The sequence below is a fragment of the Bradyrhizobium sp. CCBAU 11430 genome (genome assembly GCF_028128855.1).
In the GTDB taxonomy this organism is placed as follows: Bacteria; Pseudomonadota; Alphaproteobacteria; order Rhizobiales; family Xanthobacteraceae; genus Bradyrhizobium; species Bradyrhizobium ottawaense.
Map to the genome: position 1 here is coordinate 47879 of NZ_LBJV01000007.1, position 24528 is coordinate 72406.

The 24528-nt window shown below is 66.3% G+C and carries 22 protein-coding genes, 1 pseudogene and 2 riboswitches; of the genes and pseudogenes, 17 read left to right on the forward strand and 6 right to left on the reverse strand.

Annotated elements, in window-relative coordinates:
• Window position 1: 1 nt before the first annotated feature.
• Together XI04_RS05040 and cobJ are read left to right on the forward strand one after the other, a co-directional pair.
• Window positions 2–733: a precorrin-2 C(20)-methyltransferase gene (locus tag XI04_RS05040; RefSeq protein WP_038970536.1), complete on the forward strand. Its 732-nt coding sequence runs from the start codon at window positions 2–4 to the stop codon at window positions 731–733.
• Complete coding sequence (cobJ, locus tag XI04_RS05045) at window positions 730–1464, forward strand: precorrin-3B C(17)-methyltransferase (protein ID WP_271608155.1); 735 nt, start codon at window positions 730–732, stop codon at window positions 1462–1464. The genes XI04_RS05040 and cobJ overlap by 4 nt, the downstream gene beginning before the upstream one ends.
• On the opposite strand, the gene XI04_RS05050 is transcribed toward cobJ, so the two are convergent.
• Complete coding sequence (locus tag XI04_RS05050) at window positions 1440–2186, reverse strand: cobalt-precorrin-6A reductase (RefSeq protein WP_028142447.1); 747 nt, start codon at window positions 2184–2186, stop codon at window positions 1440–1442. The genes cobJ and XI04_RS05050 overlap by 25 nt on opposite strands.
• A gap of 10 nt (window positions 2187–2196) precedes the next feature.
• Between XI04_RS05050 and cbiE the strand changes: the two genes are divergently transcribed.
• The 8 genes from cbiE (at window position 2197) to cobT (ending at window position 9399) form a co-directional block, all read left to right on the forward strand.
• Window positions 2197–3378 (forward strand): precorrin-6y C5,15-methyltransferase (decarboxylating) subunit CbiE, encoded by a 1182-nt coding sequence (gene cbiE / locus XI04_RS05055; protein WP_212475941.1) that lies wholly within the window; start codon window positions 2197–2199, stop codon window positions 3376–3378.
• Window positions 3375–3743, forward strand: coding sequence for a cobalamin biosynthesis protein (locus tag XI04_RS05060; protein ID WP_212475797.1), 369 nt, complete (start codon window positions 3375–3377; stop codon window positions 3741–3743). The genes cbiE and XI04_RS05060 overlap by 4 nt, the downstream gene beginning before the upstream one ends.
• The gene (gene cobM / locus XI04_RS05065; RefSeq protein WP_212475798.1) at window positions 3740–4522 is read left to right on the forward strand and encodes a precorrin-4 C(11)-methyltransferase; all 783 of its coding nucleotides are present in this window, start codon (window positions 3740–3742) and stop codon (window positions 4520–4522) included. Before XI04_RS05060 ends, cobM begins: the two co-directional genes overlap by 4 nt.
• Window positions 4522–5832: a cobyrinate a,c-diamide synthase gene (locus XI04_RS05070; RefSeq protein WP_095426512.1), complete on the forward strand. Its 1311-nt coding sequence runs from the start codon at window positions 4522–4524 to the stop codon at window positions 5830–5832. The genes cobM and XI04_RS05070 overlap by 1 nt, the downstream gene beginning before the upstream one ends.
• Window positions 5829–6560, forward strand: coding sequence for a uroporphyrinogen-III C-methyltransferase (gene cobA / locus XI04_RS05075; RefSeq protein WP_212429404.1), 732 nt, complete (start codon window positions 5829–5831; stop codon window positions 6558–6560). Before XI04_RS05070 ends, cobA begins: the two co-directional genes overlap by 4 nt.
• Window positions 6561–6605: 45 nt before the next feature.
• Window positions 6606–6824: riboswitch (cobalamin riboswitch) on the forward strand.
• Window positions 6825–6862: 38 nt separating this feature from the next.
• Complete coding sequence (locus tag XI04_RS05080) at window positions 6863–7540, forward strand: energy-coupling factor ABC transporter permease (protein WP_212429403.1); 678 nt, start codon at window positions 6863–6865, stop codon at window positions 7538–7540.
• A 46-nt stretch (window positions 7541–7586) separates the two neighbouring features.
• Window positions 7587–8336 carry a precorrin-6A synthase (deacetylating) gene (gene cobF, locus XI04_RS05085; protein ID WP_212475801.1) on the forward strand — a complete coding sequence of 250 codons (750 nt, stop codon included), beginning with the start codon at window positions 7587–7589 and terminating at the stop codon, window positions 8334–8336.
• 10 nt (window positions 8337–8346) lie between these two features.
• A complete protein-coding gene (gene cobT, locus XI04_RS05090; RefSeq protein WP_038947927.1) occupies window positions 8347–9399 on the forward strand; it encodes a nicotinate-nucleotide--dimethylbenzimidazole phosphoribosyltransferase in 1053 nt (350 codons plus the stop codon).
• On the opposite strand, the gene XI04_RS05095 is transcribed toward cobT, so the two are convergent.
• On the reverse strand, window positions 9392–9964 hold the full coding sequence (locus tag XI04_RS05095) for a histidine phosphatase family protein (RefSeq protein WP_028142456.1): 573 nt from the start codon (window positions 9962–9964) through the stop codon (window positions 9392–9394). The two genes, cobT and XI04_RS05095, sit on opposite strands and share 8 nt — an antisense overlap.
• 72 nt (window positions 9965–10036) lie before the next feature.
• Window positions 10037–10238: riboswitch (cobalamin riboswitch) on the forward strand.
• Window positions 10239–10354: 116 nt separating this feature from the next.
• Here XI04_RS05095 and XI04_RS05100 point away from each other — a divergent pair.
• Window positions 10355–12703, forward strand: a complete 2349-nt coding sequence (locus tag XI04_RS05100; RefSeq protein ID WP_161966479.1) for a TonB-dependent receptor — start codon at window positions 10355–10357, stop codon at window positions 12701–12703.
• Window positions 12704–12715: 12 nt separating this feature from the next.
• Window positions 12716–14137: a PepSY domain-containing protein gene (locus tag XI04_RS05105; protein ID WP_212475803.1), complete on the forward strand. Its 1422-nt coding sequence runs from the start codon at window positions 12716–12718 to the stop codon at window positions 14135–14137.
• A 49-nt stretch (window positions 14138–14186) separates the two neighbouring features.
• Here XI04_RS05105 and XI04_RS05110 read toward each other — a convergent pair whose 3' ends face one another.
• The 3 genes from XI04_RS05110 to XI04_RS05120 all read right to left on the reverse strand — a co-directional run bounded on the left by XI04_RS05110 (window position 14187) and on the right by XI04_RS05120 (window position 16625).
• Window positions 14187–14855: a siderophore-interacting protein gene (locus XI04_RS05110; protein ID WP_249162499.1), complete on the reverse strand. Its 669-nt coding sequence runs from the start codon at window positions 14853–14855 to the stop codon at window positions 14187–14189.
• A gap of 122 nt (window positions 14856–14977) precedes the next feature.
• A complete protein-coding gene (locus XI04_RS05115) occupies window positions 14978–15670 on the reverse strand; it encodes an O-methyltransferase (RefSeq protein WP_271623532.1) in 693 nt (230 codons plus the stop codon).
• 106 nt (window positions 15671–15776) lie between these two features.
• Window positions 15777–16625 carry an AraC family transcriptional regulator gene (locus XI04_RS05120; RefSeq protein WP_249162500.1) on the reverse strand — a complete coding sequence of 283 codons (849 nt, stop codon included), beginning with the start codon at window positions 16623–16625 and terminating at the stop codon, window positions 15777–15779.
• 583 nt (window positions 16626–17208) lie between these two features.
• On the opposite strand from XI04_RS05120, the gene XI04_RS05125 reads away from it, so the two are divergent.
• The 5 genes and pseudogenes from XI04_RS05125 to XI04_RS05145 all read left to right on the forward strand — a co-directional run bounded on the left by XI04_RS05125 (window position 17209) and on the right by XI04_RS05145 (window position 23828).
• Window positions 17209–19218, forward strand: a complete 2010-nt coding sequence (locus XI04_RS05125; protein WP_271608153.1) for a hydantoinase/oxoprolinase family protein — start codon at window positions 17209–17211, stop codon at window positions 19216–19218.
• Entirely contained in the window at window positions 19215–20795 is a 1581-nt protein-coding gene (locus XI04_RS05130; RefSeq protein WP_271608152.1) for a hydantoinase B/oxoprolinase family protein, read from the forward strand. Before XI04_RS05125 ends, XI04_RS05130 begins: the two co-directional genes overlap by 4 nt.
• A gap of 10 nt (window positions 20796–20805) precedes the next feature.
• Complete coding sequence (locus XI04_RS05135) at window positions 20806–22101, forward strand: class-III pyridoxal-phosphate-dependent aminotransferase (protein WP_212475824.1); 1296 nt, start codon at window positions 20806–20808, stop codon at window positions 22099–22101.
• 130 nt (window positions 22102–22231) lie between these two features.
• Window positions 22232–23164, forward strand: coding sequence for an N-carbamoyl-D-amino-acid hydrolase (locus XI04_RS05140; RefSeq protein ID WP_028142465.1), 933 nt, complete (start codon window positions 22232–22234; stop codon window positions 23162–23164).
• Window positions 23161–23828, forward strand: a pseudogene (locus XI04_RS05145) (flavin reductase family protein). The gene XI04_RS05140 and the pseudogene XI04_RS05145 overlap by 4 nt, the downstream one beginning before the upstream one ends.
• On the opposite strand, the gene XI04_RS05150 reads toward XI04_RS05145, so the two are convergent.
• Entirely contained in the window at window positions 23825–24487 is a 663-nt protein-coding gene (locus XI04_RS05150; RefSeq protein ID WP_097668702.1) for an aspartate/glutamate racemase family protein, read from the reverse strand. The pseudogene XI04_RS05145 and the gene XI04_RS05150 overlap by 4 nt on opposite strands.
• Window positions 24488–24528: the final 41 nt, after the last annotated feature.

The window sequence follows — 24528 nt, forward strand, 5'->3', positions numbered from 1 at the left end:
GATGGGGCGCATCATCTGCTGCGGTCTCGGCCCTGGCGATCCTGATCTGATGAGCGTGCGCGCCAATCGCACCGTGCGCGCCGCAAGCCACGTCGCCTATTTCCGCAAGAAGGGCCGGCCGGGCCAGGCGCGGCGCATCGTCGAGGGCATGCTGGCGGCCGATGTCACCGAATATCCCATGGAATATCCGGTCACCACCGAGATCGCCTTCGACAGCGCCGAGTACGTGCAGCTGCTGGCGGGCTTCTACGACGAGTGGGCGGAGCGTCTGGCGCGGCTTTCGCGCGCGGTCGACGTCGTCGTGCTCTGCGAGGGCGACCCTTATTTCTACGGCTCCTTCATGCATCTGCACATACGCCTGCAGGGCCGTGTCGAGATCGAGGTGATTGCGGGCATTCCCGGCATGGTCGGCTGCTGGAACGGCGTCGGGCAGCCGATCGCGCTCGGCGATGACGTGACGACCGTGCTGATGGGAACGCTGGCCGAGGACGAGCTCGAGCGGCGCATGCGCGATTCCGATGCGGTTGTCGTCATGAAGACCGGGCGCAATCTCGCAAAGGTGCGCCGCGCGCTCAGCTCAGCCGGCCGGCTCGATGATGCCTGGCTGGTCGAGTGCGGCACCATGGCGGGCGAGCGCGTGGTGCGGCTTGCCGAGGTCGACGGCGCCGACTGTCCTTACTTCGCGATCGTGCTGGTACACGGCAAGGGCCGGCACCTGGACGCCGCCGAATGACGGGCACGCTGACCATCGCGGGCCTCGGGCCGGGCAGCGATGCTCTGGTGACGCCCGAGGTCACGGCTGCGCTGGCCTCCGCAACCGACATTCTGGGTTACGCACCCTATGTCACGCGCGTGCCGCCGCGTGCCGGGCTTAAGCTGCATCCCTCGGATAACCGCGAGGAGCTGCAGCGCGCGAGCGAAGCGCTGCGGCTTGCGTCCGAAGGCGGGCAGGTCGTTGTCGTGTCCTCGGGCGATCCCGGCGTCTTCGCGATGGCCTCTGCAGTGTTCGAGGCGCTTGAACAGGCGCCGCAATGGCGGGATCTTTCGATTCGCGTGCTGCCTGGCATCACGGCGATGCTGGCAGCTGCCGCGCGCGCGGGCGCGCCGCTCGGCCATGATTTCTGCGCCATCAATCTCTCCGACAATCTCAAGCCGTGGGCAGTCATCGAGAAGCGCCTGCGGCTTGCCGCCGAAGCTGATTTTTCGATTGCGATGTACAATCCGCGCTCCGCAAGTCGGCCCGAAGGATTTGGCCGCGCGCTCGCGGTGCTGAAGGACGCCGGTTGCGGCGAGCGCCTCGTGATTTTTGCGCGCGCGGTCAGCACAGCTGACGAGAGGATCGAAACTGTCACGCTGCACGAAGCCCGGCCCGAGATGGCCGATATGCGCACGCTGGTCATCGTCGGCAATTCGCAGACGCGCCGCGTCGGCCGCTGGGTCTATGCACCGAGGCGGGTCGAATGACTGAGCCACTGCATCACCTCAGTGACGCTCTCAACCCGTCGGCGCTCGGGCAGCTCCGGCCGCGAGATCATGACCACGGGAAGGCCGAGCAGGCGCGCCGCGTCGATCTTGGCGCGCGCGCCGTCGCCGCCGGAATTGCGGGCGACGATCCATGCGATGCCGCGCGTCCGCATCATCTCCAGTTCGCCGTCAAGGTTGAACGGTCCACGCGATACGATCATTTCGGCCGCAAAGGGCAGGGGCGCTTCGGGCGGATCGACGAAGCGGAGCGTGTAGGTGTGCTGCGGCTTGCTTGCGAACGGCGCGATGTGCTGGCGGCCGATGGCGAGGAACACGTTGGCGGGCGCCTCCGGCAGTGCGGCGACTGCAGCGTTGACATCTGCGACCTCAATCCAATTGTCGCCGGACATCCCGGTCCAAGGCGCGCGCTCCAGCGCGATCAGCGGCGTATCGGTTTCCGCGCACGCCTCGACCGCATTGCGGCTCATCTCCGCAGCGAAAGGATGCGTCGCGTCGATCACATGCGTAATGCCTTCGCTGCGGATGGTGTCGGCAAGCCCGCTCACGCCGCCGAAGCCGCCGATGCGGGTCGGCAGCGGCTGATCCGCAGGCGCGCGGGTGCGGCCGCCATAGGAATAGATGGCCTCGATGCCTGCGCGCGCGATCGCCGCGGCGAGCAGGCTCGCATCGGCAGTTCCGCCCAGAATGAGGGCGCGCGTCATGGCTGATTCCTTGGCTGATCCCTGGCTGACCATCATCGGTATCGGCGAAGATGGCCTTGCCGGGCTGTCCGAAGCAAGCCGAAAGGCGCTCAATGAGGCCGAAACCGTCTTCGGTGGTGCACGGCATCTCGCGCTTGCCGGCGTCGGCAGCCGCGGCCGTCCGTGGCCGGTGCCGTTCGACGCCGACGTCGTTCTGAGCAGCCGCGGCCGGCCGACAGTGGTGCTCGCTTCCGGCGATCCGTTCTGGCATGGCGCAGGTGCTGGTCTCGCCGAGAAGCTGCAGACCGGCGAGTGGACCGCGCATTCCGCTCCGTCGACCTTCTCGCTTGCGGCCGCACGGCTGGGCTGGCGGCTCGAATCCGCCGTCTGCCTCGGGCTTCACGCCGCACCGTTCGAACGTCTCGTTCCGCATCTGGCGCGAGGGGCGCGCATCATCTGCCTCGTGCGCGATGGGAAAGCGGCAAGCGATCTCGCAAAATGGTTGAGCGAGCGTGGATGGGGCGCCTCGTCCTTCTGGACGCTCGCCGCACTCGGTGGTCCGCGCGAAAGCATCCAAGAACATCGCGCCGACGGTTTCGCCGGTGATCCCGCTGGAAACCTGATCACCGTCGCCGTTGAGGCGAAGGGCAGGCATGGTATGCCCCACGCCTCGGGGCGTCCTGACGATCTGTTCGTCCATGACGGCCAGATCACCAAGCGGCCGGTGCGTGCGCTCGCGCTTTCGGCGCTGGCGCCGCGTCCGGGCGAACGGCTGTGGGATATCGGCGCCGGTTCGGGGTCGATCTCGGTCGAGTGGGCGCTGTGCGGCGGGACGGCGACCGCAATCGAGCCACGCGAGGATCGCGTCGCAAACATCCGCAGCAATGCAGCGGCGTTTGGACTTTCGCACCGGATAACCGTCGTCACGGGGAGGGCGCCTGAAGCTGTTGCTGCACTCGAAGCACCGGATGCGGTCTTCATCGGCGGCGGTCTCGACATCGCGATGTTCGATGCAATCTGGTCGCGGCTTGCACCGGGCACACGGCTGGTTGCACATTCGGTCACATTGGAGACGGAAGCGTTGCTCGGCGGTCTGCACCAGCGCCACGGCGGCGAGCTGATGCGGGTCGACATCGCTTATGCTGGCCCGCTCGGCCGTTACCGGTCCTGGGAGGCGGCACGGCCGGTGGTGCAGTGGAGTACGGTCCGATGAAGGTGGCCGGGTTTGGGTTCAGGAGAGATGTCACTCTCGCTTCGCTGCGCGAAGCGCTGCTGGCTGCGGGTGATCCCGAAGGCCTCACTGCGATGGCAACTGTCAGCGACAAGGCCGACGCGGAGCCGTTGAAGCAGCTCGCGCTTGAGTGCGGCGTGCCGATCAAGGCTGTTCCGGCCGACATGTTGGCCAGGATAGCCACGCCGACCCAGTCCAAACTCGTGATGGAGAAGTTCGGCATCGGATCGGTTGCCGAAGCCGCAGCTCTCGCTGCGGCGGGGCCGCGTGCACGGCTGATCTCGACACGCGTTGTCTCGCAGGATCGCACCGCGACCGCCGCGATCGCGGAAGGAGACGGCGCATGACGGTGCATTTCATCGGGGCAGGGCCGGGCGCGCCCGATTTGCTGACGTTGCGCGGCCGCGACCTGATCGCGGCCTGTCCGGTCTGCCTCTATGCGGGCTCACTGGTCCCCGAAGGCGTGCTGGCGCATTGCCCGCCCGGCGCGCGCATCGTCAATACCGCGCCGCTATCGCTCGACGAGATCATCGCGGAGATCGCCGCCGCGCATGCCGAAGGCAAGGACGTCGCTCGCCTGCATTCCGGCGATCTCTCGATCTGGTCGGCGATGGGCGAGCAGCTCCGCCGCCTGCGCGCACTCGGTATCCCTTTCACCGTGACGCCTGGCGTGCCGTCCTTCTCCGCCGCCGCCGCCGCTCTGGAGGCTGAGCTGACGCTGCCCGGTCTCGCCCAGACGGTGGTGCTGACGCGCACGCCCGGCCGCGCCAGTGCGATGCCCGAGCGCGAGAAGCTCGCCGCATTCGCCGCGACCGGTGCGGTGCTTGCGATCCATCTGTCGATCCATCTGCTCGACAAGGTCGTCGCCGAGCTCGCGCCGCATTATGGCGCGGATTGCCCGGTCGCCATCGTCTGGCGCGCGAGCTGGCCGGACCAGCGCATCGTCCGCGCCACGCTTGCTACGCTCGATGCTGCCGTCGGCACCGAGATGGAGCGCACCGCGATCATTCTGGTCGGCAGAACGCTTGGTGCTGCGGATTTCGACGAGAGCCGCCTCTATGCCGCCGACTACGATCGTCGCTATCGGCCTGTCGGTGCCGAGCCACGCTTTCCGGAGGCCTCGTGATGGCGGCAGGCTTCGTCATTTCCGCGCCGGCTTCCGGCGTCGGCAAGACCACGCTGACGCTGGCGCTCGCGCGCGCCTGGCGCAATCGCGGATTGAACGTGCAGTGCTTCAAGAGCGGTCCCGATTACATCGATCCCGCCTTCCACGCCGCCGCCACGGGGCGCGCTTCCGTCAACGTCGATAGCTGGGCGATGGACCGCGGGGGCATCGCCCATCTCGTCAGCCGCGGCGCGGACGCCGATGTCGTGCTCGCCGAGGGATCGATGGGCCTGTTCGACGGCGTCGCCGCGCGCGGTGTCTCCGGCACCGGTGCCACCGCCGACATTGCGGAGATGCTGGGCTGGCCGGTGGTGCTGGTGATCGATCCTTCCGGTCAGGCGCAGACCGCGGCGGCGATCGCCGCGGGACTTCGCGATTATCGCCCCGGTGTGCGCCTTGCGGGCGTCGTGCTCAACCGCGTTGCCAGCCCGCGCCACGAAGACCTCGTGCGGCGTGCGCTCAACGATTCCGGCATTGCCGTGTTCGGCGCGCTGCCGCGTCATGCCGAGATCAGCCTGCCGAAGCGACATCTCGGCCTGGTGCAGGCCGAAGAGCAGGGCGAGATCGGCAAGCTGATCGACGAGGCCGCGCGCTTCGTCGCCGAGCATGTCGATCTCGATGCGGTGCTGCGATCGGCTGCCAGCTGGTCGCCGCAACCTGCCGCGAATGGGCTGAACGTGACACCGCCGGGGCAGCGCATCGCGCTGGCCCGCGATGCGGCGTTCTCCTTCGTCTATCCGCATATGCTGGAAGCCTGGCGCCGGGCGGGCGCGGAGATCTCGACATTCTCGCCGCTCTCCGATGAAGCGCCTGACGCGAGCGCCGATGTGTGCTGGCTGCCCGGCGGTTATCCCGAGTTGCATGCCGGCAAGATCGCGGCCAATGCGCGTTTTCGCAGCGGCCTGCGCGCCTTCGCCGAAACGCGGCCGGTGCACGGCGAATGCGGGGGCTATATGGTGCTGGGAACCGCTTTGACCGATGCGGACGGAATCCGCCACGAGATGACAGGCCTGCTTGGCCTGGAGACGAGCTTTGCCAAACGCCGCATGCATCTCGGTTATCGTCTGGCCGAACTCGCCGCGCCGATGCCGGGACATCGCTCCGGCGCGCGCCTGCGCGGCCACGAATTCCACTATTCGACCATTCTTGCCCAGCCTGATACGCCGCTGGCGGTCGTGCATGATGCGACTGGCGCAGTCATCGCCGAGACCGGCTCGCAGCGCGGCCACGCCACCGGCACCTTCTTTCATCTGATCGCGGAGGACCGGTGAGCGGATTCGTCTCCTTCATCTCCGCCGGGCCCGGCGACCCCGAGCTTCTCACGCTCAAGGGCGCCGCGCGGCTGCGCGAAGCCGACGTCGTGCTCTATGACGATCTTGCCTCTGGCGCGATCCTCGATCTCGCCCGGCCAGGCGCCAATCTCGTCGCGGTGGGGAAACGGGCAGGGCGTCCCTCGACCAAGCAGCACCACGTCAACCGCCTGCTGGTCGACTATGCGGCGACAGGCGCACGCGTGGTGCGGCTCAAGTCGGGCGACGCCGGCATTTTCGGCCGGCTCGAGGAAGAACTTGAGACGCTGCGTGAGGCCGGCATCGGCTACGAGATCGTTCCCGGCGTGACATCGGCCTGCGTTGCCGCGGCGCAAGCCGGCATTCCCCTGACCCGGCGCCATACCTCGCGCCGGGTGCAGTTCGTGACCGGGGCTGATGTCACCGGCGCGTTGCCGCCTAACCTGAACTGGGGGGCACTGGCCGACCCGGAAGCGACGACCGTGGTCTATATGGGCCGGCGCACCTTCCCAGCGCTTGCTGCAAAATTGATCGCGCACGGCCTCGCCCCAACCACGCCGGCATTGTTCGCCGAATCCCTCGGACGCCCCGACGAACGGCTGGTCCGCACCACCATCGCCGAGCTTGCCGAGCAGCTTGCGCGCGGCGGCGCCGCCTCGACGGCCGCCGTGATCCTGTTTGGGGCGCTGGCGGGGGATTATCCGTCATGACGGCCCTGGCCGCCGTTCGCCCCTTGACGCAGGCTCAGCGAAAGGGGCACACAAGAGAGGCATGGTGCTCGACGCGGCGCAAAGCGCCGGAGCATAATCGGGAATGGGGATGGGCGGACCCAGTTGCGGCGCCCAAAACCCCAGCCGCCCCCGCGACTGTAAGCGGTGAGGGACTCCGATCAGCCACTGGGCCGCAAGGTCCGGGAAGGCCGGAAATCCCGGGGAACCGCGAGCCAGGAGACCGGCCCTGCACGTTTTGAGGCCAAGGCCGTCGGGTGTGACGGCAGGAAGGAAATTGAGCCATGCATATCGAACCCGGCATAGTGACGGGCGCCAAGCTCGTGTTGAGTTACGCAACCGGCATCGCCGCAGGCGGCGTTGCGCTGAAGCTCGCGGTGGAGACCGTGCGTGAGCAGGGCATCACGTCGTTCGCGGCGCGGACGCTCGCCACCACAGTCCTCGTCTTCACCTTCTTCGAGATCCTGCCGCACTTCCCGGTCGGCGTCTCCGAGGTGCACTTCATTCTCGGCTCGACACTGTTCCTGCTGTTCGGCGCGGCGCCTGCGGCCTTCGGCCTTGCGTTCGGTCTGCTGCTCCAGGGCGTGTTCTTCGAGCCCGCTGACATCCCGCAATACGGCATGAACATCACCACGCTGCTGGTGCCGCTGTTCGCGATTCAGGCGATCGCCACACGGATCATTTCGCGCAACACCGCCTATGTTGATTTGAAGTATCGGCAGGCCCTGGCGCTTTCGACGACCTATCAGGCCGGTGTGATCGCCTGGGTGGCGTTCTGGGCGCTCTATGGCTCCGGTTTTGCCATGACCAATCTCGCCAACATCGCGACGTTCGCGGCGTCCTATGCGCTGGTCATCGTGATCGAGCCGCTCGCCGATCTCGCGGTGCTGGCACTGGCGAAGTCGCTGCGCGGCGTCACCGCGCCCGGCCTCGTCACCCCGCGCCTGCACAACGCGGCCTGAGAGACAAGCGAGCGGGCGGCCGCAAGGGCCGCCCGTCGCGTTCGCGATGTTCACGCTCTCCCTGATAGGCATCGGTTGCGGCGATCCCAACCAGCTCACGCGCGCGGCTGTTCGAGCGATCAACGCCGCTGATCTCGTCCTGATCCCGCGCAAGGGGACGGCGAAGTCCGATCTCGCCGATCTCAGGCGGACGATCTGCGCGGACGTGCTCACCAGCGACAAGACAATCATTGCCGAATTCGATCTTCCCGTGCGCGACGCTGGTGAAGCTGACTATCGCAAGGGCGTGGACGATTGGCATGATGCGGTTGCCGCGGCCTGGTCGAAAGCGATCGCAAACCATCTCGAAGGCGAAGGCAAGGTTGCGCTGCTGATCTGGGGCGATCCCTCGCTCTATGACTCCTCGCTGCGCATTGCACGACGGCTCAATCCGTTGCCGACGATCGAGGTCGTGCCCGGTATCACCTCGATCCAGGCGCTGTGCGCGGCGCATGCGCTGCCGCTCAACGACATCGGCGAGCCTTTTCTGGTCACGACGGGGCGGCGCTTGCGCGAAGGCGGCTGGCCGCAAGATGTCGATACCGTGGTGGTGATGCTCGACGGCGGCACGGCGTTTCAATCGCTCGATCAGCGGGGCTTGCAGATCTGGTGGGGCGCCTATCTCGGCATGCCCGACCAGATCATCATGTCCGGCGCGCTCGCCGAGGTTGGCCCGCGCATCGTCGCGGCGCGGCAGGAAGCGCGCGAGCGGCACGGCTGGATCATGGACAGCTACATTCTCAAGCGCGCACGTTAAGCGAGGCAGCATGCTCCCCGAATGGGTCCCCCAGAACTGCCCCGATGTCTCCGCGGCCCATCGCGAGGCGGCGATTGCGCGGCAGGCGCAACTGACAAAACCGACCGGCGCGCTCGGCCGGCTCGAGCAGCTCGCAATCGAGCTTGCGGGCCTGCAGGCGACCGAACAGCCGCGTGCCGCACGGGTGCCGATCATCATCTTCGCCGGCGACCACGGCATCGTCGCGCAGGGCGTATCGGCCTATCCGCAAGCCGTGACTATCGCGATGATGGCGAATTTCGCCGCCGGCGGCGCCGCGATCTCGGTGCTGGCGCGCGAGCTTGGCTCGAGCCTGGAGGTGGTCGACGCCGGCACGCTGGCGCAGGACGAGATGGCAGGAATCGTCACCGACAAGCCGCGCCACGGCACACGCGATTTCAGCGTCGAAGCCGCTCTCGCACCCGCCGAGCTGGGGTATGCGTTCGAGGCCGGCCAGCGCGCCGTCGCACGTGCGGCTGCCCATCAGCCTGATCTCCTGATCTTCGGCGAGATGGGGATCGGCAACACCACGACCTCGGCGGCAATCGCGGCGGGCCTGCTCGGCATCAGCGCCGAAGAGATTGCGGGGAGCGGCACCGGGATCGATGCGGCGGGGCGCGCGCACAAGGCCCGTGTGATTGATGCTGCGATCGCGCGTCACGGCGTTGGCGGCGCTTCGCCGGAAAAAATCCTATGCGCCGTTGGCGGCCTGGAGATCGCGGCGATCTCAGGTGCGATCATCGCGGCCGCGCAGCGCCGCATCCCTGTATTGATCGATGGCTTCATCGTATCGGTGGCGGCGCTGGCGGCGGCACGTCTCAATCCGTCGTGCCAGCCGTTCCTGCTGCCGTCGCATCAATCGGCGGAGCAAGGGCATCGGCTGGTGCTGCGCGCGCTGAACGTGCAGCCGTTGATCAGCCTCGATCTCCGGCTCGGCGAGGGATCGGGCGCCGCCATCGCGCTGCCGCTGGTGCGCCTCGCCTGCAGCCTCCACAACGGCATGGCGACGTTTGCGCAGGCCAATGTGCCGGATCGTCCTAACTGATCCGCTGATTGACGGAGACGACGCGCCAGCCGCTCAGGAGGCGATCGATCCGGGTCAGCGACAGCGGATCGACCACGAAGCGCAAGGCCGCCGTCGGCGTCAGGTCCAGCGCGATGCAGAGCGCGGCGCGGATGGTGCCGGAATGCACGACGAGCGTGGCCGATCCGGCTGCGATCCGCGACAGGCCCAGCCGGACACGCGCGACCTGATCCGCAAAGCTCTCGCCGCCCGGCGGTCGTCCGCCAGCTGGATCGTTCCAGAACTGCGCATAGGCCTCACCGCGGGTCGCCTCGAGTTCGTCATGGCGATGGCCGGTCCAGTCACCAAAATCCTGCTCGCGGAATTCACTGACGGGCTCCGGCTCGAGGCCCAGCGCGCGCGCCGTCTCGACCGTACGCCGCGACGGGCTGGCATAGCCGGCGGCATCCGGTGGCAGGTGCCGTCGCACAGCGTCCAGTTGCGCGCGATCGCTGAGATCGGCCGGCGCGTCGGACGCGTGGATCGTGCCTGTGACGCCCGCGACGGGCGCGTGCCGTATCAACCAGAGGAAGGTCTCGCCTTCCATGCTCATCTCCAAGGAAGTTGGTCGTTGTGGCCATAACGCCGCAACTGGCACATTGACTCTGTTGTGATGGTAATCCTAGATGCTCGCGACGGTTTCCCCGAGAGGGGATGAAAAGGGAATACGGTGCGGGGACATTGTCCCCAACGCCGTGGCTGCCCCCGCAACTGTGAGCGGATAATCCTTCGTCAGAAGCCACTGGGTCCTCGGTCCCGGGAAGGCGACGAAGTGGTGATGACCCGCGAGCCAGGAGACCTGCCGTCAGCCGTGGTCACACGCGAAGATGTCGGTCGGGGAGTACAGACATTCGGCTTCATCGGACGGCTGAAGGGCCAAAAGGTGAGACCTCGTTCGCTGTGACGTGCCACTGACGTCATACCGAGGCCCGAAACCGTGTCTTCCATCCGTATCGTACGACCGCGAAAATTCCTGCTCGCCTCCGCGGCACTCACATCCTTTGCCGCTCTCGATCCGCCCGCTGCGCTGGCGCAGCAGGCCCGAGAGCCCCTGCCGCCGGTCGAGGTGTCGCCGGCCCAATCCCGCAAGCAGGCCAAGCCTGCCGGCCGGGAGGCGCAGAGCACGCGCCGCGCAGCAGCGCGCAGGCCGGCGACCGCAGCAGCGATGCCGAAGCCTGCCGTGCCGACTGCGGCACCCCCGACGCCGCTCAACAGCAATGCCGTGGCCGAAAGCGCCTCGCGGCTCGGCCTGACGGTGCGCGAGACGCCCGCGACCGTCGAGGTGATCTCCGCGGAGACCATGCGCGAGCAGGGTTATCGCACCGTGTCCGACGTGGCGCAGGGGGCGGTCGGCGTCACCTCCGGCGATAATCCGGCCGAGCCTTCCGCCTTCTCGATGCGCGGCTTCACCAACAGCCAGATCAACACGCTCTACAACGGCATCAAGATCGGTCCGCAGAACATGACCTCGCGGATCATGGACACCGCCAATCTGGAAGCCGTGGAATTCCTGAAGGGCCCGGCATCGCTGATCTCGGGCGAGGGCGCCGCCGGCGGGGCGATCAATTTTGTGACCAAGCAGCCGCACACGGGAGCGATCCGGAACGAAGCTGATTTCTCCTGGGATTCGCTGAATTCGTTCCGCGCGCATTACGGCTCGGGCGGCAGCACCAATGTGCAGGGCCTCGACTACCGCTTCGACATCAGCAGTTCGGCGCTCAACGGCTTTGCCGACGACACCAATACCAAGATGCTCGATGTGTCGGGCCAGCTCAACTATCGCATCTCGGACAGTCTCAAGATCTGGGGCGCGATCGAGTATCGCGAGGATCGCTCGAAAGCCTATTGGGGCGCGCCGCTGGTGCCGATCGCTTTCAGTGGATCGCACGCGACGACGGGGATCGTCTCCGGCAACTACTTCAACAGGACTGATCTTGGGGCTGTCACGATCGACGACCGCACCTTCAATACCAACTACAATGTCCTCGACAACCGCAATGTCGCGCAGGAGGTGTGGCTGCGCGGCGGTTTCGAGCTGAAGCTGGCGCCGGACCTGACGCTGAAAAGTCAGGCCTATGGTTACGGTGCGGAGCGCACCTGGTTCAACAACGAGATCGAGGCGTTCGATTCCACCAACAACCAGGTGTATCGCGAGCGCTTCTATGTCGCGCACAGCCAGCGCCTCGTCGGCAACATCACCGATTTGATCTGGGACACGAATATCGCAGGCTTCGACAACCGGCTGGTCACGACGCTGTCGTCGAGCTATCTCGACTTCGTCAGGCCGGGCGCGGCAAACTTCCCGAACGATTATGTTTCGCTGGTCGATCCCAACCGCGGCTTCTACGGTCTGCTCACGACCAAGCAGCAGACCGCGCGTATCGACAACGAGGCGCTGTCGTTCGAGGACCGGCTGAAGCTGACGCGGACCTTCGCGCTGATCGGCGGCCTGCGCGTCGAGCATATCGGGCTCGATCGCAACTCGACGGATGCCGCCGGCCTGGTGAACGCGGGCTTCCCGTTCACGAAAGACTGGGCGCCGGTGACGGGCCGCATCGGCTATACGTGGGAGGTCGTGCCCGGCATGACTTTCTTCAGCCAGTACGCCACCGGCGCCGACGTCTCCGCGAACACCAGCTTCCTGTTGTCGCCGACCCAGCCGCTCGACCTGACGACCTCGCGTACCTACGAGACCGGCGTCAAGCACCTGTTCTGGGACAACAGGGCGGAGTGGTCTTTCTCGGCCTACGACATCGTGCGCAAGAACGTCTATGCCGCGGCCGGCGGCATGGCGCTCAACATCGCCGGGCGACAGGAGTCGAAGGGCGTCGAGCTCGCCGCTTCGGTCCGTCCGATCGATCCACTGCGTCTGTGGGGCAACATCGCCTATGTCGACGCCCGCTATGCCGACTACAATTTCGTCGGCGGCTCGTTCTCCGGCAATACGCCGCCGAACGTGCCGCGCATCGTGGCGAATGCGGGTGCATCCTGGCGCTTCTTCACGCCCTGGCCGGTGGAGCTCGGCATCACCGGCCGCCATGTCGGCGACCGCTACAACACCGATGCCAATGTCGTGACGATGAAGGCGTATACCGTCGCCGACGTCTACGCCTTCGTCGATATCCCCAAGACGGTATTCAACGCGGTCGACCAGGCCCGCCTGACCTTCCGCGTGCGCAACATCACCGATAAGCGCTATGCGATCTGGGGCGATCCATTCTATCCCGACCAGATCCTCCTCGGTGCGCCGCGCACCTATGAGCTCTCGGCCGCGTTCAAATGGTAGGGCGCTGAACGGATGATGAGCGCGATCGTCGTTACGCATCGCTGGCTCGGGATCGCGTTCTGCCTGCTGTTCGCGATGTGGTTTGCGACGGGGATCGTGATGCACTTCGTTCCGTTTCCGTCGCTGACGGAAGCGGAACGGTTTGCCGGCCTTGCGCCGGTGGATCGCGGAGCGGCGAGGATCCCGGTTGTGGAGGCGGTCGCTGCGAGCGGGGTCGCGGGCGCCGTGCACGTCCGGCTGATCCAGCGGAGCGATGCAGCGGTCTACATCGTGTCGGGATCATCGCGCGTGCGCGCGGTCCGCGCCTCCGACGGAGGCGATGCGTCGGTCGCGATTGCCGATACCGCGCTTGCCATCGCGCGGGAGCACGGGCGCAATCGCGGGCCCGATGCCGCGCGGGCCGCGGTCGTTGCGCTCTCGGACCATGATCAGTGGAGCGTGCCGAACGGCTTCGATCGCCACCGGCCGCTGTTTCGTGTGGCGCTCGGCGATGCCGCCGGGACGGAAGTCTATGTCTCCTCGTCCACCGGCGAGATCGTCCTGGACACGAGGCGGCGCGAGCGGGGCTGGAATTGGGCCGGCAGTGTGCTGCACTGGATTTACCCGACAGTCCTGAGAAGCAATTGGTCGCTGTGGGATCGCGTCGTCTGGACGCTGTCCTTGCTGGCCTTGATCGCGGCGATGCTTGGCGCGGTGCTCGGGATCGCGCGAGTGCAGCTGCGAGGGCGCCGGATGTCCTCGCCCTATCGTGGCTGGCACGCGTTGCACCACGTCATTGGCCTCACGGCAACAATGTTCGTGCTGACATGGAGTCTCAGCGGCTGGCTCTCCATGGATCACGGCCGGCTGTTCTCGCGCGGACAATTGACCGCGGCCGAATCCGGCGTGATGAACGCGTTGCCTGATTGGGCGGCTGCCTCATGGCTCGATCGGCAGCCGATATCGCCCTCGGCCCGGGAGATCGAATGGTTTGCCTTCAACGGCACTGTCTACCGGCGCGACCGGGTGGGCCTCGACCGTCAGGTCTTGATCAAGGCAGGGGACGCGCCCCGCGATGGACCAACGGAATTTCTGGACGTGCATGAGATCCAGAATCTGGTGGCGCGCCTCGCCGCCGGCTGCGGCGCGCCGTCCGTTCTTGCTGGCAACGACGACTACCCCGCGCAATCGGCTATTCCCGGTGCGCCCGTCTACCGCTTGCGCTGCGGCGACCTCTGGTTCGATATCGACGGTGCCGATGGCAGTATGCTGCAAAGGCTGGATGCCTCGCGGCGAGCCTACCGCTGGTTCTACAGCGCGCTCCACACGCTCGATTTTCCGGTCCTGCTGGCGCATCCACGTCTGCGCGATACCCTTATCGTTGGACTGTGTGCGTTGGGACTGGCGTTCTCCGTCACCGGGATCGCGATTGGCTGGCGGCGTCTGCGGTCCTGACCGAGACCGCGTGTCTTGACCAACGGCCGGCGGTTCTATCGGCTCCTCTCTAGTCCAGGCCGGTCTTGCCCGGTGCCCAATAGGCTTTTGCCCTGATCCGCGATGATGCGACGCCGGCGGCCTTCAAGGCGCGGCCGACGCGCTGGATCGAGGATGCCTTGCCGGTCAGGACGAACCGTGCGCCGTTTGCGGCAAGGCGGAGCAACTCGGATTCGGCGGTTGCAAGATGGGTGTCATCGGCGCTGCGTGCCATTAGCCTGGCGTGGCCGAGGCCGATGGAGTCCAGCACAAGTCTCGACTCCGCGATATCAGCGGCTTCGAACAGATGGAGCGCGCCGCCAGCCTGCAGGCTGTCGCGCAACGCCGCCGCAAGGCCGAACGAGGTTTCATCGCCGAACAGAACGATGGGCGCTTGGAGGTCGGCAAGGTCGAGCGAGCGGCGTGGACCAAAGAACTGGCAACTGTCACCTTCGCGCAAACTGCTAGCCCAGCGGCTGCCGGGGCCTTCGCCATGTGCAAAGGCCAGCAGCCGCGTTCTGCCGTTGCCGGCGTCCCACCACATCGGCGTATAGGTGCGCGCGCTCAGGCCCGAGCCCATCGCGACCTGGATCTTGTCGCCGGCCGCCCAGGCGACGTTTCTGAGCGCTTCGCCTTCGAGCTCGACGAGCCGGAAGTGCGGCGAGAGCGTCTTGATGCCGGCAACGCGCGCAGGGCGCATCAGCCATCGCAGCAACATCCGCGTGACCCGTCCCTGCGGTGCCCGCGATGGCTCGGACGTTTGTGGCTCGTGAGCGGGCTCGTTCAAGTTTGGCTCCATCGCAGGGTTCACCGCCATGCCTATCATCTGGTCTTGATCGTGAATTCGTTGCCGCGTCCCGGCTCGAACGGCAGCGACAGTGAGAGGTAACCGTTCTCGGGATCGCGCACGTAGTCGATATAGCCCGAGGCTTCCTCGAGCGCGTTCTCGCCGACGATGAGCGCGCCGCGCTTCAAGTGCGGCTCCAGCAGCCTGAGAATGGGAAGATAAAGAGTGAAAGCGCCATCGAGCATCACCATGTCGATCTTGTCGCCAAGGCCGGAGCTGAGCGTTTCGCGCGCATCGCCGTGCCTGAACTCGACGAGGTCGGCGAGCCCCGCGGCGGCAAGATTCGCCCGCGCCCGCTCGATCTTGCCGGGTTCGAGATCGGTCCCGATCAGGCGGCCGCCACCGATGTCGCGCAAGCCCGCCGCCATGTAGATCGCGGAAATCCCCATCGAGGAGCCGAACTCGACGATGCGCTGTGCCTTGGAGGCGCGGACGCACATGTAGAGGAAGCGTCCGAACCGCGGAGAGACGCTCAGGAAATTGTCCGCAAGTCCGCGATAGACTTCGTTCAGATCGCGGCTCTCGGCCGCGATGGCCTTGCTGATGATCTCATCCCGGCTCTTCGCTTCGTTCGCGAAGGTTTGCATCAGTTGGCCGTCGGCGATCTCCGCTTCCTGACGAAGACGATGGAGGACGTCGGCGACGACGCCCTTGCTGAGTGAATCCATGTCGGTCGGCTCCTTGCGATGCGCCCGCCGGGCGCTTCGGAGCCTGGATACGAAATGGTCCCTCAGACCGCATTCCGCGAACGGGACAATCGATTGCGAATTCCGGTCAGTGTGCGCCGATGCGTCGTTCGGCCAGATATCGCGCCGGTGGCTTGCCCAGTGCCTTGCGGAACATGGTGACGAAGGCGCTGGCCCCCTCATAGCCGAGATCGAGCGCCACGGCCTGGACCGATGCGCCCTGGTCGAGGCGCTGAAGCGCGATCAGGATGTGGAGCTGCTGGCGCCAGCGGCCGAAGCTCATGCCGGTCTCGCGTTGCAGGATGCGGGTGAGGGTGCGCGGGGCGACGGCCATGCGCCGGCTCCAATCCTCGATCGTCGCGCGATCGGAAGGATCGGTCATCATCGCGCTGGCGATCCGGCGCAGCCTGGCATCGGCCGGCATGGGGAATCGCAGCTCTTCGGCGGGGGCCAGCGACAGCTGGTCGAGTAGCACCGCGGCGATCCTGCCGTCGGCGCCGTCGGGATCGTACATGACCGGCATGTGGGTGGCGTGCACCAGCAAATGCTCGAGCAAGGGCGAGATCGTCAGCGTGCAACATTGCCGCGGGAGTGCCGGCACCGCATCCGGTTCGACGAACAGGCAATGCATCTCGACGTCGCCAGCGACGCTGACGCTGTGCGGAACATGGCCGGGAATCCACACCGCACAGCGCGGCGGGACGATCCAGACGCCGTGTCCGGCCTCCAGCCTGACGATGCCACGCACGGACAGGACGAGCTCGTCCTTGCGATGCTCGTGCATGGCCAGCTCCATGCCCTTGGTGACCATGTGGCCCCCGAACGCGGCGACGGTGCGCGGCACGGTTTCAGGATCGAAATCCCCGAGATCATCGGGGTTCATATGGTCGTCGTTGAGCCGGAAGAAGGGCATGCAGGCGATGGTCGATCCGAACATGACTGGCGGGTTCAGGCAATATCTGGCCCGCGATCGCGACTTTCAACGCAGGATGTCCGAATCTCGATGGTTTCTAACGAGCTGGTCCCAACGGATGGCTGCGCTGTCGCCCATCGATTGGACCGGACGATATCCTCGCTTACTGACCGTACAATAAAGAAAGGCTGAGCCGCCTGCCGTGCATAGCTCATGGGCATCCGAACCTCGCGCAGCGCCCCTCGATCGCCTGCAAATTAGACAGGTGATTTTGGATGTTCGGATTGCAGTGCAACGGACGTGACGGTTTGCGCCGAAAAATCCGTGGTGCGATGCACTCTGCTGGTGTCCAGCAGTCGACATCTGCATGCTCTCCGCGCGGGCACTGCTGCACCAAAACGTGCAACCGAACTTGCAGCTCGCGGCGCCGGCCCGGCGGTTTGCGACAAACCTGGCTCTATCCCCACCTGACCGCTCTGTCGCACACTCGCGGACAATGGCAAGACAAGGGATGCATGATGAGCGCTCTCGGTTGGGCATTGGATGTCGCGATGGACGGTAACAGCCCGGCGTCCGGTTCGGACCTCATCCGTCGCTGCCCCCGCACATGAGCTCCTCCGAAAATCACTGGGAGGTCGGCACCGATATCGGCGGCACCTTCACCGATATCATCGCGATCCGGCGCGATTCATCGGAGGCGCGGATTGCAAAGGTGCCGTCGCGCCCCGACGCTCCGGTTCAGGCGATGCTGGAGGCGATCGAGGCGGTGGGCCTGCGCAGAAGCGAGGTCAGGCGCTTCGTCCACGGCACCACGCGCGTGACCAACGCCATCGTCGAGGGCCGACTGCCGAAGGTGGCGCTGGTCGCGACCGAGGGATTTGCCGATGTGCTCGAGATCGCGCGTTATCGCCGCCGCGATCTCTACCGTCTCGACATTCCGCCGAAATCGCCGCCGCTCGTGCCGCCTGAGCGCTGCTTCGGGCTCGCCGAGCGCCTCGATCACGAGGGACGGGTGCTGAAGCCGCTGGAACAAGCGGAGATCGAGCGCCTGGTGGCCTGGCTGAAGGAGACCGGCGTTCAGAGCGTCGCGGTGGCTCTCCTTCACGCCTATGCCAATCCCGTGCACGAAAAAATGCTCGGCGAGCGCCTCAAGGACGTCGTCGCCCATGTCTCGCTGTCACATGAGGTCAACCCCGAGGCACGCGAGTATGAGCGGACCTCGGCGACCGTGTTCAACGCGGCCGCGATGCCGATTGCGGTCGAGTATCTGAGCGAGCTGGAGCAACGCCTGCCGATTGGCCCCGGCCTGCAGGTGTTCCATTCCGCCGGCGCCATGATCCCGATCTCCGCGGTGAAACGTCGCCCGCTTGTGATGGCAATGTCGGGCCCGGCCGCCGGCGTCTCAGCGTCGGTCAGCATCGCGCGCCAGCTCGGCACGCCGCGCATGCTCACCTTCGACATGGGCGGCACCACGACGGACGTGTGCCTGATCGTCGACGGCCAGGCCGAGATGACCGACGGCCGCATGCTCGGCGACAAGCCGCTGCGCCAGCCGATGCTTGCGGTTCACTCCATCGGGGCGGGCGGCGGATCGATCGTGCGCAACGGCCCGGGTGGCCTGACGGTCGGGCCGGAGAGTGCCGGTTCCGAGCCGGGTCCGGCCTGCTACGGCCGCGGCGGCAGCGAGCCAACCATCACCGACGCCAATGCCGTGCTCGGCTATCTCAATCCCGAAACGAAGCTTGGCGACCGCATCGGCATCGACATCGATGCGGCCAAGCGCGTCATCGCGCCGATCGCGCGGGCGTTGGGGCTGAGCCTGACCGAAACGGCGCTCGGCATCATCAAGGTCGCCAACGCGACGATGGCCCGCGCGCTGCGCCGCGTCACGGTCGAGCGCGGCATCGACGGGCGCGACTGCACGCTGCTCGCCTTCGGCGGCGGCGGCCCCATGCATGCTGCGGGCCTCGCCGATCTCTACGGGATTGCGCAGGTCGTCGTGCCCAGCGCATCGAGCGCGTTCTCGGCGCTGGGCTGTCTCACCGCCGATTTCAGCTTCCTGCAGCAGCAGACCCTGCGCGCCGATCTCGACGGCATCGATCTCGTGCGCGTATCTGAGCGCATTGGGACGCTCATTGACGATGCGTCGGCGCCCCTGATCGCCAACGGTGTCGCGAAGGCGGAGATCGAAGTCGAGCTGGTGGCGCTGATGCGTTACGCGGCGCAGAACGACGCCATTCCAGTCCCGCTCGCACTGCCGCTCGACGTGATCAGGCTCAAGAGCGATTTTCTGGCGCGGCATCACGAACTCTTCGGCTATGCGACGAGCGAGCCCTGCGTCATCGAATCCGTGCGGGTACAGGCGCGTCGGCCGTCGACAACGGTGGTGGGCCGGCCGGCGACGGCGGCGAGGGCGCTGTCATCAGGCACGCGCCTCTGCTCGTTCGACGGCTTCCACGACATCGCGACAGGGATTATCGACCGCGCATCGCTGGCCGACACCGTCAGTGGCCCGGCCATCATCGAAGACGCGTGGTCGACGGTGGTGGTGCCGCCGGGCTGGCAGGCGAGGCCGGACGTTTCAGGCAATTTGTTCCTGACGCGGAGGGCAACGTGAAGCTCGATCCGTTCGTCGTCGAAATCATCCGGCACGGACTCTCGGCTGCGGCCGAGGAGATGAGCCTGGTGATGACGCGCTCGGCGCGCTCGCCGCTGCTGCGCGAGGCCGGCGATTTGTCGTCGGCGATCACGGACGGCCATGGCGGCCTGGTCGGGCAGGGCCGCGACATCCCGATCCATCTGGGCGCGATGGCTTACACGGTCCCCGAATTGCTGAAGGTGGTGCCGCGCGACAGCCTGAACGACGGTGACGTGCTGATCTACAATGTCGGCGCGCTCGGCGGCAATCATCTCAACGACGTCAAGGTCGTCCGCCCTGTCTTTGTCGATGGCGAGATCGTGGCGTTCGCGGTCAGCCTCGCGCACTGGCCGGATATCGGCGGCACCTGGCCCGGCAGCTATTTTGCAAAAGCCATCGACACGTTTCAGGAGGCGATGCGCATTCCGCCAGTGCTGATCGCGACCGCGGCCGGAATCAACGCGCCGATCGTGCAATTGCTCAAGGCCAATGTTCGGGACGCCGAATCCTGTGAGGGCGATCTGCTCGCGCAGATCGCGGCGACCAAGGCCGGCGAGCGGCGCATCGTCGACCTCTGCCGCGAGCACGGCAAGGCGGTGTTCACCGCGACGCAGTCGCGCCTGCACGACCTCTCCGAAATCGAGATGCGCGAGGCTATCCGCGCGTTGCCGGACGGGGTCTACGAGGGCGAAGACCATCTCGACGACGGCAGCGTGAACGACGCGCCCGCGCGTATCCACGTCAGGATTACCATTGCCGGCGACGAGGCGACCTTCGACCTTTCGGGGAGCTGCGACCGCGTCTCGAATTTCTGCAACACGACGCCGTTCATGGCGCGCTCGGCCGTCGCCTATGCCGCGCGCATCATGAGCGGGCGCGACATGCAGCAGAATGCCGGTGCGCTCCGCCCCCTGACCATCGTCACCCGCCCGGGCTCGATCCTGGAGCCGGGTTGGTCGGCCTCCGTCGCCGCGGGCAACCACGAGACGTCGATGCGCATCGTCGATGCGATCTTCCGCGCCATGCAGGATACCATCCCCGAACGATTGTCCGCGGGCGGCGCGACCACCGCGGGCGTCCTGTTCTTTGCGCAGCCGCGGCAGGACGGTTCCTGGAAGATGCTCTACGAGGTCCACGGGGGCGGCGAAGGCGCGCGGCACGATCGGGCCGGCATCTCGGCGACCCGGGTGCATCTGTCCAACACCTCCAACACGCCGGTCGAGGTGATCGAGGCGAACTACGCGATCCGCCTCGAGCAGCAGTCCATTCGCCGGCAATCCGGCGGCGCTGGCGCCCACCGCGGCGGCGATGGTGTCGTGCGTGCCTACCGCATTCTGGCGCCCTCGATGCATCTGACGACCTGCATCGAGCGCATGGTGATTCCGCCATTCGGGATGCAGGGCGGTGAACCCGGCAAGGCCTGTCGCATCTCGCTTGTCAGGCAGGGCGCCAACGTCGCGATCGACGGCAAATCCAACCTCGTGCTGCAGCAAGGCGATCTCGTCACCGTCGAGACTTGCGGCGGCGGTGGCTACGGCGCTGAAGTTGCGGAGTGAAGGGATTGCGATGAGCAGATTGTTGCGAACCGGGCTGAACGCGGGCGACAGCGCGCCCATGGCCGTGGTCGGCGGCGAGGGCGTCTATTTTCATCTTGCGGACGGCCGCAAGCTCATCGACGGCAGCAACACCGGCGGCGGTCTCGGTCACCGTCATCCCGCGATGGTGGAGGCGATCCGCCGGGCGGCGGACACGCCCGTGGTCAACGAGGGCTGGACCTGGGTCGGTCGCGAGCAGGCCGCCGACGATCTGATGGCCATTGCGTTCAAGGGCGAGGACGATTGGGTCGGCGCGGTGCGCTTCTGCATCAGCGGCAGCGAGGCTAACGACATGGCGCTGTCGCTCTGCCAGGCCATGACGCAGCGCTCCGCGCTGGCGACGCGCGAGCGCGCCTATCACGGCATCACGGGTCTGTCGCGCAGCATGACGGTGCAGCCGCAATGGCACGGCGGACTCGCGGTGCATGCAGGCGGCTCGAAGCTGCCGGCGCCGATGGCGCCGGTGCGAATCCTGCCGGCGCCGGATGGCGCAATCTACGGTGGACCGGCCAACAGCAAGCCACCGAGCGAATATCTGGCCGACGCCAGGCGTCTGTTGTCGGATACCGCGGCGACGATCATCGACTACACCCAGGGCGGCATCTATTACGACGGCGCCTATCAGGACGAAGTCGCCCGCTGCGCGCGAGAGGCTGGATCATACTGGATCGCGGACGAGGTCGTCACCGGTGCAGGGCGCGCGGGGCGCTGGTTCGCGTTTCAGGGCTCGCAAAGCCGTCCTGATATCGTGACGCTCGGAAAGTCACTCGGCGGCGGTGCGGCTGCGGTGGCGGCGGTCGTGGTATCGAAGGAGATCGTCGAGCGATTGAAGGGCACGAGCTGGCAGAATTACGGCACCTTGCGCGGCCATCCGATCAGCATGGCCGCGGTCAGCGCCTACCTGAAGGTTGTCAGCGAAGACAATATTCTCGAGCATGTGAAGAGCCTCGAGAAGCTGTTCAGCCGCCGCTTGCTTGCGATCGCTCAGAAACACCCCAGCGTGCAGCGCGTGGCGGGGCAGGGGCTGCACTGGACGGTGGAGCTGCACGGACCGGACTGGCGCTCCTGGCGCGCCGACACTACCGAAGATCCGATCGCCTCGCGCGTCGCGACGCGGGCGCTGGAAGCCGGCGCGGTGATCGGAACCAGCGGCGAGCAGGTTTCGCTGTTCCTGGCACCGCCACTCGTCATTTCCGACCGCGAGGCGGACCAGCTTCTGGATGCGCTCGACCATGGCCTCGATATTGCCGACGAGGAGCACCGATGAGCGCCGATCACGGCTTGCAAGCCGTCCAGCCCATCCGGCTGGAAACCATCGGCGGTGCCGCGTTATGTTGCAGGCGCCGGCAATTCGTTGAAGCTTTCACTTCCTCCAAGAGATCACCGGGAAATCGCTGATGCGTATCGTCAATGTTGCCGCCGCCCAGATGGGCCCGATCCAGAAGGCCGATAGCCGCGAGGCCGTGGTCAAGCGCATGATCGCGCTGATGGACGAAGCCAAGGCCAAAGGCGCCGACCTTATCGTCTATCCGGAACTGGCACTGACGACGTTCTTCCCGCGCTGGTACGCGGAGGACCGCGCCGAGTTCGACATCTGGTTCGAGCGCGAGATGCCGAACGCGGCGACGAAGCCGCTGTTCGAGCGCGCGGCGCAGCACCGGATGGCAATGAACTTCGGCTATGCGGAGCTGACGCCGGACGGCCATCACTTCAACACGGCGATCCTGACAGACAAGTCTGGCAAGATCGTTGGCAAATATCGCAAGGTCCATCTGCCGGGCCATGTGGAGTACGACACCAAGCGCTCGCACCAGCATCTGGAGAAGCGCTATTTCGAGCCGGGCGATCTCGGCTTCAACGTCTGGCGCGAGCTGGGTGGCATCATCGGCATGGCGATCTGTAACGACCGGCGCTGGCCGGAGACCTATCGCGTCATGGGCCTGCAAGGTGTCGAGATGGTGCTGATCGGCTACAATACGCCCTCCGTCAATGCGGAGCGAAGCGAGGAGGGCGTCGAGAAGCGCCTGTTTCACAACCGCCTCTCCGTGCAGGCCGGCGCCTATCAGAATTCGACCTGGGTCGTCGCGGTGGCCAAGGCCGGCAATGAGGATGGCCATCCGCTGTTCGGCGGCAGCCTGATCGTCGATCCCAACGGCGAGATCGTCGCGGAAGCGAGGACGGAGGACGACGAGCTTCTGGTCCATCCCTGCGATCTCGACGCCACAAATTTCGGCAAGACCACGATCTTCAATTTCGCGCAGCATCGCCGGATCGAGCATTACGGTCTGATCACCAGCCAAACCGGCGCGGTGCCGCCGCCGGAGAAATGACGCCGATGTCGGATCATGGCATTTCCTTGCGCGAGCTTGATCCGCGCGATCGCTACAAGCTGCTCTGCGGCGTAATCGTGCCGCGGCCGATCGCGCTGGTGACGACATTGGACGAGAACGGGGCGGTCAATGCGGCCCCGTTCAGCTTCTTCAATGTGTTCTCCGAGAGCCCCGCGCTGATCGTGCTCGGTCTTCAGCACAAGCCGGATCACAGCCCGAAGGATACCACCCGCAACATCCATCGCGGCGGCGAGTTCGTCGTGCACATGGTGGACGAGGCGCTGTCGGTCGCGATGAACGATTGCGCGGTCGATTTCCCCTCCGGCGACAGCGAGGTCGCTGCGACCGGGCTTGCGATTCTTCCCTCAGTCGACGTGAAAGTGCCGCGGCTCGCTGCTGCGCCCTTTGCGCTGGAATGCCGCCGCCATGTGGTGCTGAACTTCTCTCCGGATCGAGAACTCTTGGTCGGTGAGGTGCTCAGGGTTCACGCCCGCGAGGGCCTTGTGGATGAGGCCAACATGTATGTCGATCTCGACGCTTACCGGCCGATCGGCCGCATGTTCGGCAATCTCTACACCACCCAGCGGGATGTTTTTTCGCTGACGCGCGAGAGCCATGCGCAATGGCGCGCGCGCAGGATGCCAAAGAGCTGAAGGACGCCTAGTGAGCCGAGAGCTGCACCGTACCCAGCGCCATGCTGACGGCCGCCTGTGTCGGGTCGATCACGGGGATGCCCAGCGCGTCTTCGAGCGGGCGACGGTGCCGTGCCATGCCGGCACAGCCCATCACGATGGCGCGGGCGCCGTCCTGGTCGCGCAGTGCGCGGCCGACGTCGATCATCCTCGCCAGCGTGCCTTCGCCCGAAGCGGTCTCCGCAACGCTCATATTGAGCGGCCGCTCGCCGGCGAGGCGATCGGTCAGTCCCATCTGCCTGAGATAGCGCATGTGACGCGGGATCGAGCGCTGCGCGATGGCGATGACGCCGAACGTTTCGGCGCGGGCGAGCGCCGTCAGCACGCCGCACTCGGCAATGCCGAACACGGGCCGTTCGGTGCCTTCGCGGCAGACCTGAAGACCGGGATCGCTGTAGCAGGCGATGACGAAGGCAGCCGAGCTGTTGTCACCTTCCACCAGCCGTCGCAGCGGCATCGCGACGCCGTCGACATCGGCCTGGCTCTCAATGCCGAACGGACCTTCGGCCAGCGTCTGGCAGACCAGTTCCGGTCCACCCTCGAAACCGAGCGGCCTCAAGGCGTCCTCCAGCCCTTGCGTGACCGCGGGGTTGGAGTTCGGATTGATGACGAGAATGCGCGGCCGGGACATGATGGTCTTCCTGCGAAATGGAGAGCATTTGCCCCAAGCCT

Bases quoted from the DNA above. Each gene is read 5' to 3' on its own strand.
- XI04_RS05070 (WP_095426512.1), top strand. From the start codon at position 4,522: ATGGCGGCAGGCTTCGTCATTTCCGCGCCGGCTTCCGGCGTCGGCAAG.
- XI04_RS05150 (WP_097668702.1), bottom strand. From the start codon at position 24,487: ATGTCCCGGCCGCGCATTCTCGTCATCAATCCGAACTCCAACCCCGCG.
- cobF (WP_212475801.1), top strand. From the start codon at position 7,587: ATGTTCACGCTCTCCCTGATAGGCATCGGTTGCGGCGATCCCAACCAG.
- XI04_RS05105 (WP_212475803.1), top strand. From the start codon at position 12,716: ATGATGAGCGCGATCGTCGTTACGCATCGCTGGCTCGGGATCGCGTTC.
- XI04_RS05080 (WP_212429403.1), top strand. From the start codon at position 6,863: ATGCATATCGAACCCGGCATAGTGACGGGCGCCAAGCTCGTGTTGAGT.
- cobM (WP_212475798.1), top strand. From the start codon at position 3,740: ATGACGGTGCATTTCATCGGGGCAGGGCCGGGCGCGCCCGATTTGCTG.
- XI04_RS05095 (WP_028142456.1), bottom strand. From the start codon at position 9,964: ATGGAAGGCGAGACCTTCCTCTGGTTGATACGGCACGCGCCCGTCGCG.
- XI04_RS05050 (WP_028142447.1), bottom strand. From the start codon at position 2,186: ATGACGCGCGCCCTCATTCTGGGCGGAACTGCCGATGCGAGCCTGCTC.
- cobT (WP_038947927.1), top strand. From the start codon at position 8,347: ATGCTCCCCGAATGGGTCCCCCAGAACTGCCCCGATGTCTCCGCGGCC.
- XI04_RS05115 (WP_271623532.1), bottom strand. From the start codon at position 15,670: ATGGATTCACTCAGCAAGGGCGTCGTCGCCGACGTCCTCCATCGTCTT.
- XI04_RS05060 (WP_212475797.1), top strand. From the start codon at position 3,375: ATGAAGGTGGCCGGGTTTGGGTTCAGGAGAGATGTCACTCTCGCTTCG.
- XI04_RS05135 (WP_212475824.1), top strand. From the start codon at position 20,806: ATGAGCAGATTGTTGCGAACCGGGCTGAACGCGGGCGACAGCGCGCCC.
- XI04_RS05120 (WP_249162500.1), bottom strand. From the start codon at position 16,625: ATGTTCGGATCGACCATCGCCTGCATGCCCTTCTTCCGGCTCAACGAC.
- XI04_RS05125 (WP_271608153.1), top strand. From the start codon at position 17,209: ATGAGCTCCTCCGAAAATCACTGGGAGGTCGGCACCGATATCGGCGGC.
- XI04_RS05140 (WP_028142465.1), top strand. From the start codon at position 22,232: ATGCGTATCGTCAATGTTGCCGCCGCCCAGATGGGCCCGATCCAGAAG.
- cobJ (WP_271608155.1), top strand. From the start codon at position 730: ATGACGGGCACGCTGACCATCGCGGGCCTCGGGCCGGGCAGCGATGCT.
- XI04_RS05040 (WP_038970536.1), top strand. From the start codon at position 2: ATGGGGCGCATCATCTGCTGCGGTCTCGGCCCTGGCGATCCTGATCTG.
- XI04_RS05110 (WP_249162499.1), bottom strand. From the start codon at position 14,855: ATGCGCCCTGCGCGCGTTGCCGGCATCAAGACGCTCTCGCCGCACTTC.